Consider the following 13,972-nt stretch of genomic DNA (forward strand, 5'->3'; position numbering starts at 1 on the left):
GATTTTTCGCAAATTGGTAAGGCCTTGCGGAGGCTGCGGCAACGCCGAAATCTGAGGCAAGCAGATCTGGCGGAGGCGGCGGAAATCACCGCCCCTATGCTCAGTGCCTACGAGACCGGCCGACAGCGTCCCAGCTTTGCAACCATCGACAAAATTCTCGCCGCACTGGAGTGCGACGCGGCGGATCTCGTGGCCGCGCTTCAAGCGGTGGATCATCACGAGAATCTAGCCGAGCCGCAGCGGCGGAGGGAAGAAGCCGGCGTCGCCCGGATCGACCCGAGGCAAGCCTTTCTGCGGGAACTCCCCTCCTTCCGAGACGACCCCGGCTTGGATGGACTCGGCCATCTGACCGACGCCGAGCAGTCTCACCTCGCGCTCCTACTCCCGGAATTGTTGGGAGTGCTCCGCAAGCTTAAGCTCTAGTACTAGCTGCCCCCGGATCTCGGGGCGGTCTCAATGCGAGCTGAAGGTCCCGGTGACGGAGATCGCTGTCTCGTTGGTGAGGGCGGCGAGAATCCCTGAGAGCACGGCGTGGCGGATGGTCTTCTGATTCTCTGAGCAAGTCTGTTGCACGGTGGCATCGCCGTAGAGCACGGACCGGCGGGAGCCACGGCCGAACCAGGTGCCGGTGGAAGTCCAGGTGAAGTCCGCGCAGCGTTCGTCGAGGAGAAACGGCAGGAAGAACCACAGATGGCAGTCGCCGGCGGCAAATCCGACCTGCTGCTCCGCCAGCGCCAGGTTGAGCGTCCTCATATCTTCCTGGGATGCTTGAGCACGGCCGAATAGGAACCAGTTGCCGTTGTCTTCCACCAGCCTCAGCACCAGGCCGTCTCGGAACAACAGGGTGCGCTCTGAAAAGCCCCAGCTCTCGCAGACTTCCGGGGTCAACATCCAGCTGTCGAGGTCGAAGAGCAGCGAGGTCCAGAAGACCTGTTCTTCTTCGGCGCGGGACAAAATGCTCCGGCTGAATTCCAGCACGGTGACCGCCAGTTGCTCCATGGCAGAATGACAGCGGGAGCTGAAAATCTCCTCTGACGGTGAGACCTCCATGTGGCGCGACCGCCGTCCGTCTCGGCCGAACCAGCTGATCAAAGCATGGTGGTCGAGATCCCGGAGGTTGAGCGTGAAGCTGGGAATCAGATCCTGAACCTGACAGCGAGCCGTTTGGGTGCCCACGCGATGTTCCGCCAGCGCAAGGTTCAACGAGCTCATCTCTTGGGCCGATGCATGGCCTCGGATGACCTCGCGGGCGCCGTCGGGAAGCTGCCGCAGGCCGATGGTGAGTCCGTCCCGGAAGACTAGAATCTCGTCGCTGGCGACCGGCTCTCCTGCCAAACTATGGCTCTCGAGGATGCGCAGAAGCGGGCTCGCTGCCCTGGGCATCGGGTCTTGCGCCAACGCCGGTAGGGCGGCGAGCATCGGCAGACTGGTGAGCAGGCAAACGAAGCCTGCTTTGAGCAGGCGACCTGTTGTGGCCAGCGTGGCGGGGGGGTGGAGAAAAGACATCATGCTCGTATTTCGGCCATTCCGAAGGTCATTTATGCTACTGGAACATTGCAGGGTGGTCAAATCGAGCCAGCTATCGAAAGCTCCGACACTCCAGGGCCGGCGGTGGTTCTCCGCGACGGCTGCTCCGAGCCTGCATCGAGAATCCAGCCCTTGGCTCCACCCATCTCTTTCGGAATGCGCCGCCAGACTGCCATGAATGAGCCCCCACGGCAAGGAAATCCGGTGCCGGCCAGGGTTCGGGGATTCCTCCTACAGCCCACGTACCGCCTCCAAAGGGGGCGAGCGGTGGTCCATCTGGCGGGGCGGCTGGAGAGCGGTGAGAGCTTCCTGATCCGCGATGACCGGCTGCAGCCGCACTTCTACATTCGCCAGCGGGACCGAGAGCTGGCGGAGCAGTTGGGGGCCCGGCGCCTGGAAGCCTGCCGGCGAGCCACCCTGCGCGACCAAGAGCCGGTGCTGCGGGTGCTGGTTCCCAAGCCCGGCGATACACCGGATCTGCGCGAGCGGCTGCACCGCGCCGGCGTTCCCACCTACGAAGCGGATGTGCGCTTCGCCCGCCGGTATCTCATCGATCATGGGGTACGCACCGCGCTGGAGATCGAGGGCCGCGGTCTGGCTTCCGGGGAGCCCGGGGCGGTGCCAGGCTTTGACCGCACCTTCCACAACCCTCGTCTCTATCCGGCGCGCTGGAGCTTGCGGCCGTCGGTGCTCTCCCTGGACATCGAGACCGATCCGCGAGCTCGCCGTCTGTTTTCGGTGGCGCTTTGGGGCTGTGGTGCCAGCGAGGTTCTGCTGTGGGCTCCACCGGACCTGCCCGGGGCCGAGGTCGTGCCCGACGGCGCCCGGTGCTTTCCGTCCGAAGGCGCTCTTCTGAAGGCTTTGGTGCACCGCTTCGCCGAGCTCGATCCGGACATCCTCACCGGGTGGAACCTGGTGGATTTCGATTTGCGGGTGCTGGCGGAGGTCGCCTCCCGCTGCCGGGTGAGCTTGGATCTGGGGCGGGGGTTGCGGCCTTTGCGGCTGAGGCCCCAGCGCGGTGGCCGCGCCAATCTGGAGGCGATGATCCCTGGCCGCGTGGTGCTCGACGGTCTGGAGCTTCTGCGCAGCTCCTTCGTTCGCATGGAGGAGCATTCCCTCGACTTCGTCGCCCGTGAGGTCCTCGGGGAGGGCAAGTTGATGAGCGGCGGCGACCGCGGCCAGGAGATCCTCCAAGCCTTCCGGAAGGATCGCCAGCACCTGGTCGACTACAACCTGCTGGATGCTCGGTTGGTCCTCGACATTCTCGATCGGCTGGGGTTGGTGGAGCTGGCGGTGGAGCGCAGCCTGCTCACCGGCCTGCCCTTGGACCGAGTGTCCAGCTCCGTCGCGGCCTTCGATTTTCTCTACCTCACCGAGCTCGGCCGCCGCGGTCTGGTGGCCCCCAGCGTCGGTGCTCCCGGTGGTGGGGATGGCCCCGCCGCCCTCGGCGGCCACGTGCTGGAGCCGGTGCCGGGGCTCTACCGCAACGTTCTGGTCTTCGACTTCAAGAGTCTGTACCCGAGCCTCATCCGCACCTTTGGCATCGATCCGCTGGGCTACGTGCCGTCGCCGGAGCCCGACGAGGATCTGGTGGTGGCTCCCAACGGCGCCGCCTTCCGCCGCCAGCAGGGCATCCTGCCGGCGATGCTGGACGAGCTCTTCCCGCGCCGGGCGGCGGCCCAGCGGGAGAACAACAAGATCGCCAGCCAGGCCATCAAGATCCTGATGAACTCCTTCTACGGCGTCCTCGGCACTTCCGCCTGCCGCTTTTACGAGCCGGCCCTGGCCGCGGCTATCACCAGCTTTGGCCGCGAGCTCCTCCAGTGGAGCCAGGGGCAGCTGGAAGCTTGGGGGCACCGGGTGCTCTACGGCGACACCGACAGTCTCTTTGTGCAGCTCGAGGGCCAACGGGACGACGAGGCGCAGCAGCCGCCGGCGGACGAGGTGATGGCGCGCGGGGCCGAGCTGACGGCTCGCATCAACCGGGCTTTGGAGGAGCATCTGAAGACCACCTGGGGCGTGGAGAGCCGGCTGGAAATGGAGCTCGAGAAGCTCTTTCTTCGCCTCATGCTGCCGCCCATGCGCCACTCCACCGCCGGTGCCCGCAAGCGCTACGCCGGGTTGGTGGAAGGCCGGGACGGACCGAAGGTGGAGTTCACCGGCATGGAGGTGGTGCGGCGGGATTGGACCGATCTCGCCCGCCAGCTTCAGCGTGAGCTCTACCAACGGTTGTTCTTCGATCAGCCGGTGGACGAGTATCTGAATCGGCAGGTGAAGCAGCTGCGCGCCGGGGAGCTCGATGAGCTGCTGGTCTACCGCAAGGCTTTGCGCAAGAGCCTGGGGGCCTACACCAGCACCTCGCCGCCCCACGTGGTGGCGGCGCGCAAGCTCAAAGCCCGGCGGGGGGACCTGATCCACTACGTGATCACCGAGCGGGGGCCGGAGCCGGTGGAACAGCCCCACGCGCCGCTGGATCACGAGCACTACGTCAGCAAACAGGTGCAGCCGGTGGCGGAGCCGGTGCTCCAGCTCCTGGGATTGGAGTTCGCCAAGGTGATCGGCGACGATCGCCAGCTGCAGCTGTTCTGAGAGCCTGCTCTCGTGTTCCTGCGGGCCGTCGTGGCTCTACATGGAGCCGGTCACCAGAGGCTCGTTGGGTACGATCCAGGTGCCCGGGCCCCCCTTTCCGTCTCCATCCACCGCCGCCACCAGGGATTCGGCGTCGGTGATCAGCGCCCGCTTACCGCCGGCTTCGACGAATCGGCAGGCCGCTTCGATCTTCGGACCCATGGAGCCGGCGGGGAAATGTCCTTGTTCGAGGAAGCGACGGGCTTCACCGGCGGTGATGCGTTCCAGCTTGCGCTCCTCGGGCTCGCCGTAGAACACGGAGACCTGCTGTACGCCGGTGAGAATGTAGAGCTCGGTGGCGCCGATCTCCAGGCCGAGAATGGTGGAGGCCAGATCCTTGTCCACCACTCCGCCCACCGCCGATAGCTCACCATTCTGCTCTCGGGTGACCGGCACGCCGCCACCCCCGGCGGTGATCACCAGGGCGTCGCTAGCCACCAGCAACTCGATGCTCTCCCGCTCGACGATGGAGATGGGTTCCGGCGACGGCACCACCCGCCGCCAGCCGCGCCCTCGGTCCTCCTTGACCGCCCAACCCTCTTTCTCCTGGCGCTCCAAGGCTTGCTCGCGGGTCATCATGGGACCGACGAATTTGCTCGGCTCGTTCATCGCCGGGTCGTCCGGCGCCACCTCCACCAGGGTCACGATGCAGCACACTTGGCGCTTCAGGCCGCGGCGCCTCAGCTGGTTGCGCAGCGTCTGCTCCATCATGTAGCCGAGACCGCCCTGGATGTCCGCCACCATCACCGAGAGTGGCAGATCCGGCGCCTCGCCGAGGGCCCGTTCGACCCGAATCATCTGGTTACCCACCTGCGGGCCGTTGCCGTGGGTCAGGGTCAGGCGGTAGCCGCGCTCCACCAGGGTGACGATGCCCGCCAGGCTCTGCTCCAGGCCGGCGTAGTCCTCCTCCACGCTGCCGCTGCCGCCGGGCAGAGTAATGGCGTTGCCGCCCAGGGCGACGACCACCCGGGGCACTGCTTCGATGGCTGGTCTCATGGACCCTCCCAAAACATGAGCTCCCGGCGCAGAGGGCGCCGGGAGCGACGATGATAGTGGAGTCGGGTATCGGGGCCCAACCGGGGCTAGCTCAGAGCCCCGTCCAGCCGATGGCCACCGCCACTCCTAGAGCGACGCTGCCCAGGATCCACACCATGACCATGAACGGCAGAATGAAGCGCAGCCAGCGGTCATAGGGGATGCGGGCGATAGCCAAGATGCCCACCAAGACCGCGTTGGTGGGGACCAGAATGTTGGTGAAGCCGTCGCCGAACTGATAGGCCAGCACGGCGATCTGACGGTGCACTCCCACCAAATCCCCCAGCGGTGCCATCAGCGGCATGGTGACGTAGGCCTGGCCGCTGCCCGAGGGAATGAATAGGTTGCACAGGCTCTGCACCGCGAACATCCCCGCCGCGGCCAGCGCCGGCGGCAGCCCCTGGAGCGGCTGGGCCATGCCGTAGATGATGGTGTCCACCACCTGACCTTCGTCGAGCACCACCTGGATGGCGCGGGCGAAGCCGATGAGCAGGGCGGTGGTGGTGAGCTCCGCGGCGCCCTCGCAAAAGTCCTTCGCCGCCCGGTCCGGACTCCGGCGGCCGAGAATGGCCAGCACGATCCCCAGCCCGGCGAAGAGCGCCCCCATTTCCACCAGATACCAATGCCAGAACTTCAGACCCCAAACCAGCACGCCGATGGTGGCGGCGATGGCGATGAGGATCAGCACGTGGCGGGTGGTGAGCTTGGGGTGCTTCTGGCCGGCGAGAGCAGGATCCGGAGTGACATCCGCTACTAGGCTGGCGGAGGGATCCGCCCGCACTTTGGCGGCGTAGCGCCAAACATAAGCGACGCCGACGATGAGGAAGATCACCAACAGGGCGGAGCGGAAGCCCAATCCCGACCCCTGGGGGACATCCGCCACTTCCTGGGCGATGAAGACGGTGAAGGGGTTGATCAGGGCGGTGCCGTAGCCGATACCGTAGCCGACGCACATCACCGCGACGCCGGTCACCGCATCCATCTTGAGGGCGATGGCCAGTGCCACCAGCATGGGTACGAAGGGTAAATACTCCTCCGCCATGCCAATGGAGCTGGAGCCGACGGCGAAGAGCACCATGCCGCCGATGACGAAGAGCCACGGACGTTCCCCGAAGACTCCCAGGAGAGCTCCGATGAGGGCATCGGCGGCGCCGGTAGCGCGGAAGATGCCGAAGGCGCCGCCGATGATGAAGACGAAGAAGATGATCTCCGCCGCCGCCCCGAAGCCCTCGGGGATGGCGAGGAAGATGCTCTGAGGCATCAGGCGCTCGGCGTCCTCGACGGTTTGGTAGCTGCCCGGCACCACCTGCTCTCGGCCGTGGGTGTTCTCCACCCGCTCGAAGCTTCCCTGAGGCAGCACCAGGGTGAGGATGTAGGCGGCCACGATCATGCCGAAGAGCAGCACGAGGGTGTGAGGAACTTTGAATCCAGCCTTGGTCTTGGGGGCTTCGGTCATCGTGGCTCTCCTTCTGCTTAAAAACATCGAAAGAATCGTCCGAGGGGCCCCGTCGAAGCGCCAGTCCGATTCAAGATCTGAGTTACGTCCATCTCGGTACGTCGATCCAGCGTCGTTGAGTGACGGAATCCCGGGCGGCGTCGAGCACCCGCTGTACCGCCAGCCCCGAGGTGAAATCCGCCGCCGGCGCCAGCCGCCCCCGCTTTTCCATGGTCGGCGGACCGTCGGCAAAGGCCCGCCGCAGCTCCCGGGCGAAGACCAGGGTAGCGGCCTCCCAGGGTCTTGGGCGCAGCTCCCCGGAGAGCTTCTCAGGTAGCTCCGCAAGAATCTCTCTTGGCCTATCGTCGAGAATCACTTGGCTTTCGTCGCCGGCCTGCTCCTCGAGGAGTCCGTCCTGCCAGGACAGGCTTCCCGCACTGCCGTGAAGGCGCACCGAGAGCCCCGAGGAGCCGGCGCTCAGGGTGCTCAGCTCCACCACTCCCCGGCAACCGCCTGCGAAGCGCAGCAGCAGGGCGCCGTAGTCGTCGGCGGTGACAGTCTGGGTTTCTTCTGAATGCGCGATCCGGCGCTGCCTCCAGCCGGGGCGCAGATCCGCCACCACCGACTCCACCGAGAGGCCGGTGAGCCAGGTCAGCAGATCCACCAGATGGCTGCCGATGGCTCCCAGCAGCCCGCCGCCGCGGCTCGCGTCGGACCACCAATTCCACGGCGCCGACGGGTCGAGGCGTCCGCCGTCGAGGAAGAGGCCCTGGAGGTGGAAGAGCTCCCCCAGCTCTCCGGCCTGCACCCGGCGGCGCAGCTCCTGGAGGCTGGGGAGGAAGCGCAGCTCGTGATCGAGGAAGGCCAGCTGCCGCGGTCCCGCCGCCTCCGCAGCGGCCACCATGGCGGCGGATTCAACGGCGTCGAGGGCCATGGGCTTCTCGCACAGGACGTGCTTGCCCGCCGCCAGCGCCTGCCCGGTCATCTCCCGATGCTGGGCCGGTGGCGTGGTGAGGCTCACCAGATCGACGTGGCCCTCTTCCAGCAGCTGAGCGTAATCGGTGGTGACCATGGGCACGGCGAGCTCGATGCTCAGGTCCCGGGCCTTCTCTTCCGAATGCGCCCACAGGGCCGCCACCTCCAGCCCCGCCGCGCGGAAGCACGGCACCTGGACGCGGGCACCCCAACCCGTTCCCACAACCCCGATTCGACAGGTCATGGGCGGGATCTTGTCACGAGCGCGGGGTGGGTTCCAGGGGAGATGCCTATCGCTGGCGGCGGCGCTTCCGCTTCTGGGTTCGCCAGGCCTCGCGGTCTGCCCAGCGAAGCACCTCTACGGCCTGGCGTCCGCCCTTGCGACTCATCCGGCGGATTCTACCGATGAAGGGATCTTGCCGACGCCGGTGTTTGCGCACCATCCTCTCGACTTTGCCCTGGCCTTCGAGAAACATCTCGGCCAGTTGTTGAGTGGGTATGCCGCCTTTGAGAATGAACAGAGCTCCGCTGGGGTCCCAATCCCGGAACACCTCGTCCAAGGTGTCCTCCTCTTTGCGAGTCGCGGAGTCGTGGGTGAGGCTCACCCAGCCACGTTGGCAGGCGGTGCGAATCCACTCTCGGTCGGGGATCGTGGGGTCGTCCGGGAAGACTTGTCGGTAGGGGACTACGGACAGTCCCGCTTCCCGCAGGATGGCGGGGAATTTCTTCGCCAGGTCCCGATCAGTGAAGTAGGTGAGGGGTTCAGGCGGCGTGCGGGAAGCCTTGCTGGCGGATCGCCTCTTCAACGTCTTCCTTCGTCAGGTCATAGTCGTCCGCCAGGTCCTCGATCGATTCACCGGCGCTGAAGCGGTCGTAGATCACCGCAGAGGAGATCAAGTGCTCCCGGGTGACCGGTCGGCCAAAGCCCACGTCGGGCAGGATCACGATGCGCCGCGGCCCCGCAGGGTCGTTGGTCCTGGTCACTGGATAGAGGCGAACCGGAAGGCCATTCTCGTGATCGATACGACTCAAGTACTGCTCTACCGCTTCGGGGATCTCCAGCTGACCACCACGGCCTACGTTTTCGTATTCCCCGAGGATCTTGAAGATCAGCTCTCCCTCGCGAGCGCGTAGCTGATCGCTGAGCAGCGGCCTCTCGAGTCCATACTTCTTGCGCACGTGCTCAATGCCTCGTCGGATGGTCTGGAGAGGGACCTTGAGCTCTTGGCGCAGGGCATGGATCACATAGATCTCGATCAGATTGTTGTACGACAGACGAGAGTCTCCCGACACCGGCCGGTGGATGATTGGCGGTTGTTGGTCGCGGCCTCGCACCCAGGTTCCTAGGGTGTTCTGGCTCATCCGCACATACGCTGCGACTTCCGGCAGCTGATAGCGGGGCATGTCTCGGGCGGGATTCTCGTTCACGGTAGGCGCCTCCCAACGTCAGTATAGCTTAGCCCTAGCCATCCACAGGGGTGGCTTGAGTCGAGCTAACTGCTGATGAACAGATGGATCTCGCGCCGTCGCCGACTACTCGGGAGCTCTCTCGGATGCCTGCTCCAACCGCTCCAGCCGGCGCTCGATCTGGGCCAGCTTATGGAGGATCAGGATGTGGGTCTTCTTGGCGTCGATGCCTACGGGACTGTCGTCGCTGTGGATTTCCCGCTCCAGTGCGGCGTACTCCTCCGGCGAGATGGAGTCGCTCATCGCTTAGCTCTCGTCCAGGGCGGTACGGATCTGTTCCGCCAGGGCCTGGCCTTCCGAGGCCTCCAGACTGCCCGCCGGCCACAGAATGCCCAGGCCGCCGGCTTCCATCTTGGGAATGATGTGGAAGTGCACGTGCATCACCGCCTGGTGGGCGGCGGCGCCGTTGTTCTGCAGCACGTTGTAGGCGGTGGCGCCGGTAACCTTCAGCACCGCCCGGGCGATGCGCGGCAGCACCCGCCCCACGGCCGCGGCGGAGTCGTCGCTGAGCTCGTGGAGCTGAGCCTTCCGCTCCTTGGGAATGACCAGGGCGTGGCCGCGGCTCAGGGGGCCGATATCCAGGAAGGAGAAGACGTGCTCGTCCTCGTAGATCTTGTGGCTGGGGATCTCTCCGGAGAGGATCTTGTCGAAAATCGTCGTCGGATTGCTCATGCTGTTGATCATAGCGCTTGCGCGAGCTTTGGAGAGGGGGCTTCTGGAGGGATCCCGCTGCCGCGGTGGAAAACCCCCGGGGCCGAGGGGCTCCCGCTGGGGAAGATCAGGCCGCGAGGGCTTGTTATCTTCAATGTCCGCAGCGCTGGCCCAACTCCCTCGCTCCAAGCCACTCCGAGGACTTCGAATGATGACCGACCACCGCCGCCCCAACCTCCGATTCCTCCGCTCCCGACTTTCGACGCCGCCCCAGAGGGCGTGGCGCACGCTACTTTGGGGGACGCCATTTTGGGGGACGATGGCGACCGGCCTAGCAGCCTGTGGCGAAAGTCGAGCCGCGCTACGAACGGCCCTTTTCCGCCGAATCTTCGTTCGAAAACCTCGCCGATACCTGCATCGCCTGCGGTTTTCCGGCCTTGATTCGGCGGAAAACTGCTCGCTCTCGCTGGCGTCTGACTTTTGCCACAGGCTGCTAGCGGTGGCCCTGCTTCTCCTCCCGGTGGCCGAGCCAGCGGCAGCCTTGCCTCAGGATCCTGAGCCGGAACGCGCCGTGACGGTCGAGTCTCCTGCCTCTCCGGAGGACGAGTCTTCGAGGGACGGGGAGGAGGCGGAGGAAGCCGGTGAGGCTCTGGAAGACGAGGATGCAGAGGACGAGGCCTTGCCACGCACCGACGCCCTGATTCCCAAGCCACCGGGCAACACGATGGTGCGCAGCACTCGTCTTTTGGTGCCCGGTGGCGGGCGCTTGGACTGGTCCGTGCAGGGGGATTGGATCGCCTACGACCGTCGGGACGCCGACGACCTCTACGACCTCTACAAGACCTCCCCCCAAGGAGCCGGTACGGTTTGTCTCACCTGTCCGCTGCTCGAATTCCGCAATGCCCACGCCCTCAACCCTTCGTGGCACCCCTCCGGCCGGCTGCTGGTTTTCCAGGTGCAGATGCGCGCCCGCCGGCTCGACGTGACCACCACCGCCCTGACCACCCCGGAGCGCGGCCTGCACACCGAGCTGTGGACCATCTCTGCCGACGGCAAGACCTTCTTCCAGCTCACCCGCGGCGAGCAGACCGGCGCCGGCGTCCTCGATCCCCACTTCTCCCACGAGGGCAATCGGCTGGTGTGGAGCGAGCGAGTCGCCAATCGCTCTGGCCTGTGGGGAGATTGGGTGGTGCGGGTGGCAGAGTTCGCCGAGCGCGGCGGCGTGCCGCGTCTCGGCAAGGTGCGGACCTACCGCCCGGGCAACGGCCGCGGCTTCCTGGTGGCCCACGGCTTCACTCCCGATGACCGCCAGCTGGTGCTCTCCGGCAACCTGGAGCCGGGGCAGGCCGGCACCGGTCTCGATCTCTATCTCTTCGATCTCACCACCCAAGAGCTCACCCGCCTCACCCGCACCCTCGGCGACTACGACGACCAGATGCACTACTCCCCCGCCGGGGATTGGTTCGCCTGGGCTTCGGACCGCAACGTCCCCCCCATCCTCCGAGGCACCGGCCGCTCCGCCGCCCGCCCCATCCCCCGGGACGTCTGGCTGATGAACGCCGATGGCAGCGGCGAGCAGCGCCTGACCTATTTCAACCCCCGCAACAGCCGCAACCCCGCCGACGGCGCCGTGGTCTCCGACCTAGCCTGGAGCCCCCGCGGCGACCAACTCGCCGTCCACGTCGTCCGCGACTTCCAAGCCCCCCGGGAAGAGATCTACCTCATCGACCTCGACCCGGGGCTGGGGCGGGGGTTTGGGGAGTAGGGATAGCGCTGGTGGAGTTGGGCCGGTTTGCCCAATTCCCATAGACGACGCTCGTCAGGGCTGATCGTGACTTCCCGGCGGTAGCTCGAGAAACGGACCTGTGCTGGCGCGGTAGCGGCGGGCTTCCTCGGGGCCGAAGAGCACCGCCAGATGGTTGTAGATATTGCTGCGGATCACCGCTTCCGGGGGCTCGATGGCCTTCATTTCGACGACCTCTTCGACGCCATCGCGGAGCATCGTGAAGGCTACCGTATCTCCGATCTCCAGCATGGGTAGGAGTCTCTCCAGAACCCGTCCCGGGTTCGGGGCAAGGCGCTCCCCGTCGATGGCGACGACCTCCTCTCCCGTCCGTAGACCGGCCCGATCCGCTGGCCCGCCGGGGATCACCCCCACCAAAATCGCCCGCCGGACAGGATTCGGATCGTCTCGGTCGAAGGCTACGTGAATGCCGGCGGCGATGGAGCCTCTTTGGGAGCGCAGCTCCCGGAGCGCTGCGATGCACGGCTCGACGCCCTGCGAGCAGGCCTCGGGTCTTTCGATATAGGGCCTGGTCTGCGCGCTCGAGGTGCCAGGGGCACTAGCCAGCAGAAGACCCAGGACCAGAATCATGAGAAGGGGGAGGAGGCGGAGGCGGTAAGGACTCATCGAAGCTCCTGAGAAGAGGCGTTGAGGGTGGGTGAAGAGATAGTGGAGTGTTGCGCAGCAGCTTGCTCGGGCAGCGCCAGCTCCAAGAGCAGCTGGCCCCCGGGGGCCAGCACACCCCGAGCGCAGGTTGCCGGGCCGGTGGCGCAGAGAGCGTACTCTCCCGGCTGCGCCTGAGGGATGGAGAGACGCAGCTCTCTATCGAGAGGCAGCTGGAGATCGCGCACCAGCACCAGGAACGAGACTTGCGCGCCGCGGTGGAGCAGGGTCAGCTGGTTCCATTCGAGGTCGCCGGAAAGGGCGGCGGCGGGAGCCAAGACCAGCTCACCGGAGGCGGTGCTCAGGTCCAGCTCGAGCGGCTCGGTGGATTCGGTCGAGGGGCTGTGACGGAGCAGCCGGAGAGGATGGCCCGGTGCCCAGACCAGAAGGCTGAGGGGGCGTGCCGGCACTTGCAGCCGGAAGCCTCCGCCCGCGGCGCTCACCGCCCGGCGCTGGCTGGCGGACAAGCCCTGATGAGGATCCGGTTGGGCGAGCACCAGAGCGCCCGCCAGGCCACGACCCTGGGCAACGACCCGGCCGCTGATCTCCGCTTCCCGCTCCACCACCAGCCGAAGCGAGCCGGGATCGAGGCCTTCCTGGAGGCTGATCTGCCGCCAGGGGCTCTTGCCGTTTTCGTGAGCTGCCCGGATCAGCACATCCCCTGGGGTTAGGCCCTCGATCTCGAAGCGGCCTTCGTCGTCGGCCTGGTCCAGAGCTTCCCGGCGCTTTTGCTCCGGTCGCAGTCCGATGAGGGTGAGGTGTGCGTTGGCTAGAGCTTCGCCGTCCTCGTCTACCACCTCGCCATAAAGGAGCGTGTCCGGCAGCTCGATGTCCAGCTCCGCTATCAGCTCACCTTGCGGCACCTCGACCTCCACCGGCTCGAGGGTTCGAACCCCTCGGCCACCGGGCGGCCGCAGCTCCAGCGGCCAGGTACCTTCCCGAGGGAGATAGCCTTCGAACCGCCCGTCCTCATCGAGGGGAAAGTTCAGCCGCTCCTTGCCTTGGGTCGTACCGAAAATGAGCTCCCCGGTTACGGGGTCGCCTCCTCGCCGGACGGCCCCCACCACCTCGATCACCGGAATCTCGATCCACTCCTCTTGCTCGCCGCCCCGCACCTCGACGGGGTGGTTCCACCAGGTGGCGCCGGTCTCGTCGAAGACGCGGAGTTGGTAAGTGCCGGGTTCCAGCGCGGTCGAGGTCCAGCCTTGCGCCGAGGAAGTGGCTTCAGCGACGGTTTCCAGGTAGTGGGCGGAAGGGTGAGCCCGCAGCAGGCGCAGCTGCCAGGGGCGTCCCCACGGGTCGGCCTCTGGTTCGACCTGCACCGTGAGCCGCGTGGGCTTGGGCACCACGAGGGCGGATGGTAGCCGGGTTTCCTCCCGGGTCTGGACCAGCAGGCTGGGGACCCGGGCGGTGGACAGACCGGGGAACGTTGCGCTGAGCTCGTATTCGCCGGCCTCGACGCCTTGGAGCTGGAAGAAGCCGTTCGGTTGTGCCTGGACCTTGTGTGCCTTGGCCGCGAGGCCAGAGCCTGCCGCCGTGGTCCCTTGGGCGACGGGGGTCAGCCTGACCGTGGCCGTCGCTGCTTCTTGGCCCGCAGCTGTCGGCACCGGCTCCGCGTCGGCCGTCACCCAACCCGAAACCGATGCTCCCCAGGTCATCTGCAGGTTGCCGAGGTTGACGCTCCGACGGGGTTCCTTCTGGTCAGGCTCCAGATCGACGCTCCACAGGTAGAGGGGGATCAATCCGTCGACGGAGAGGCGAAGATCGACGGTCGTGGCGGGAAGTGCGCAGCGGAATCGGTAACCAGC

13 protein-coding genes are annotated in these 13,972 nt (G+C 66.2%); 2 read left to right on the forward strand and 11 right to left on the reverse strand.

The window, feature by feature from the left end; translation table 11 throughout:
* Window positions 1-225: 225 nt before the first annotated feature.
* Window positions 226-369, reverse strand: a complete 144-nt coding sequence (locus SX243_04405) for a hypothetical protein (protein MDY7092196.1) — start codon at window positions 367-369, stop codon at window positions 226-228.
* A gap of 84 nt (window positions 370-453) precedes the next feature.
* Window positions 454-1,509 carry a hypothetical protein gene (locus SX243_04410; protein ID MDY7092197.1) on the reverse strand — a complete coding sequence of 352 codons (1,056 nt, stop codon included), beginning with the start codon at window positions 1,507-1,509 and terminating at the stop codon, window positions 454-456.
* Window positions 1,510-1,731: 222 nt separating this feature from the next.
* Here SX243_04410 and SX243_04415 point away from each other — a divergent pair, with 222 nt between their 5' ends.
* Window positions 1,732-4,116 carry a DNA polymerase II gene (locus SX243_04415; protein ID MDY7092198.1) on the forward strand — a complete coding sequence of 795 codons (2,385 nt, stop codon included), beginning with the start codon at window positions 1,732-1,734 and terminating at the stop codon, window positions 4,114-4,116.
* Window positions 4,117-4,152: 36 nt separating this feature from the next.
* Here the strand turns inward: SX243_04415 and SX243_04420 are convergent, their stop codons facing one another.
* The 7 genes from SX243_04420 to SX243_04450 all read right to left on the reverse strand — a co-directional run bounded on the left by SX243_04420 (window position 4,153) and on the right by SX243_04450 (window position 9,739).
* Window positions 4,153-5,151, reverse strand: coding sequence for a carbamate kinase (locus tag SX243_04420; protein MDY7092199.1), 999 nt, complete (start codon window positions 5,149-5,151; stop codon window positions 4,153-4,155).
* Between the two features lie 91 nt (window positions 5,152-5,242).
* Window positions 5,243-6,646, reverse strand: a complete 1,404-nt coding sequence (locus tag SX243_04425; GenBank protein MDY7092200.1) for an AbgT family transporter — start codon at window positions 6,644-6,646, stop codon at window positions 5,243-5,245.
* 82 nt (window positions 6,647-6,728) lie between these two features.
* Window positions 6,729-7,844: a Gfo/Idh/MocA family oxidoreductase gene (locus tag SX243_04430; GenBank protein ID MDY7092201.1), complete on the reverse strand. Its 1,116-nt coding sequence runs from the start codon at window positions 7,842-7,844 to the stop codon at window positions 6,729-6,731.
* Between the two features lie 46 nt (window positions 7,845-7,890).
* Complete coding sequence (locus SX243_04435) at window positions 7,891-8,406, reverse strand: hypothetical protein (protein MDY7092202.1); 516 nt, start codon at window positions 8,404-8,406, stop codon at window positions 7,891-7,893.
* On the reverse strand, window positions 8,363-9,028 hold the full coding sequence (locus SX243_04440) for a DUF433 domain-containing protein (GenBank protein MDY7092203.1): 666 nt from the start codon (window positions 9,026-9,028) through the stop codon (window positions 8,363-8,365). Before SX243_04440 ends, SX243_04435 begins: the two co-directional genes overlap by 44 nt.
* A 105-nt stretch (window positions 9,029-9,133) precedes the next feature.
* Complete coding sequence (locus SX243_04445; GenBank protein ID MDY7092204.1) at window positions 9,134-9,310, reverse strand: hypothetical protein; 177 nt, start codon at window positions 9,308-9,310, stop codon at window positions 9,134-9,136.
* Window positions 9,311-9,313: 3 nt separating this feature from the next.
* The gene (locus SX243_04450) at window positions 9,314-9,739 is read right to left on the reverse strand and encodes an HIT family protein (GenBank protein ID MDY7092205.1); all 426 of its coding nucleotides are present in this window, start codon (window positions 9,737-9,739) and stop codon (window positions 9,314-9,316) included.
* A gap of 478 nt (window positions 9,740-10,217) precedes the next feature.
* On the opposite strand from SX243_04450, the gene SX243_04455 reads away from it, so the two are divergent.
* A complete protein-coding gene (locus tag SX243_04455) occupies window positions 10,218-11,483 on the forward strand; it encodes a hypothetical protein (protein MDY7092206.1) in 1,266 nt (421 codons plus the stop codon).
* A gap of 54 nt (window positions 11,484-11,537) precedes the next feature.
* On the opposite strand, the gene SX243_04460 is transcribed toward SX243_04455, so the two are convergent.
* The gene (locus SX243_04460) at window positions 11,538-12,128 is read right to left on the reverse strand and encodes a PDZ domain-containing protein (protein MDY7092207.1); all 591 of its coding nucleotides are present in this window, start codon (window positions 12,126-12,128) and stop codon (window positions 11,538-11,540) included.
* Window positions 12,125-13,906: a carboxypeptidase-like regulatory domain-containing protein gene (locus tag SX243_04465; GenBank protein MDY7092208.1), complete on the reverse strand. Its 1,782-nt coding sequence runs from the start codon at window positions 13,904-13,906 to the stop codon at window positions 12,125-12,127. Before SX243_04465 ends, SX243_04460 begins: the two co-directional genes overlap by 4 nt.
* Window positions 13,907-13,972 lie beyond the last annotated feature (66 nt).

It is taken from the genome of Acidobacteriota bacterium (assembly GCA_034211275.1).
GTDB lineage: Bacteria > Acidobacteriota > Thermoanaerobaculia > Multivoradales > JAHZIX01 > JAGQSE01.

Excerpts from the sequence above, each read along its gene's own strand:
- SX243_04410 (MDY7092197.1), bottom strand. The coding sequence starts at position 1,509 with ATGATGTCTTTTCTCCACCCCCCCGCCACGCTGGCCACAACAGGTCGC.
- SX243_04420 (MDY7092199.1), bottom strand. The coding sequence starts at position 5,151 with ATGAGACCAGCCATCGAAGCAGTGCCCCGGGTGGTCGTCGCCCTGGGC.
- SX243_04425 (MDY7092200.1), bottom strand. The coding sequence starts at position 6,646 with ATGACCGAAGCCCCCAAGACCAAGGCTGGATTCAAAGTTCCTCACACC.
- SX243_04430 (MDY7092201.1), bottom strand. The coding sequence starts at position 7,844 with ATGACCTGTCGAATCGGGGTTGTGGGAACGGGTTGGGGTGCCCGCGTC.
- SX243_04445 (MDY7092204.1), bottom strand. The coding sequence starts at position 9,310 with ATGAGCGACTCCATCTCGCCGGAGGAGTACGCCGCACTGGAGCGGGAA.
- SX243_04450 (MDY7092205.1), bottom strand. The coding sequence starts at position 9,739 with ATGAGCAATCCGACGACGATTTTCGACAAGATCCTCTCCGGAGAGATC.
- SX243_04460 (MDY7092207.1), bottom strand. The coding sequence starts at position 12,128 with ATGAGTCCTTACCGCCTCCGCCTCCTCCCCCTTCTCATGATTCTGGTC.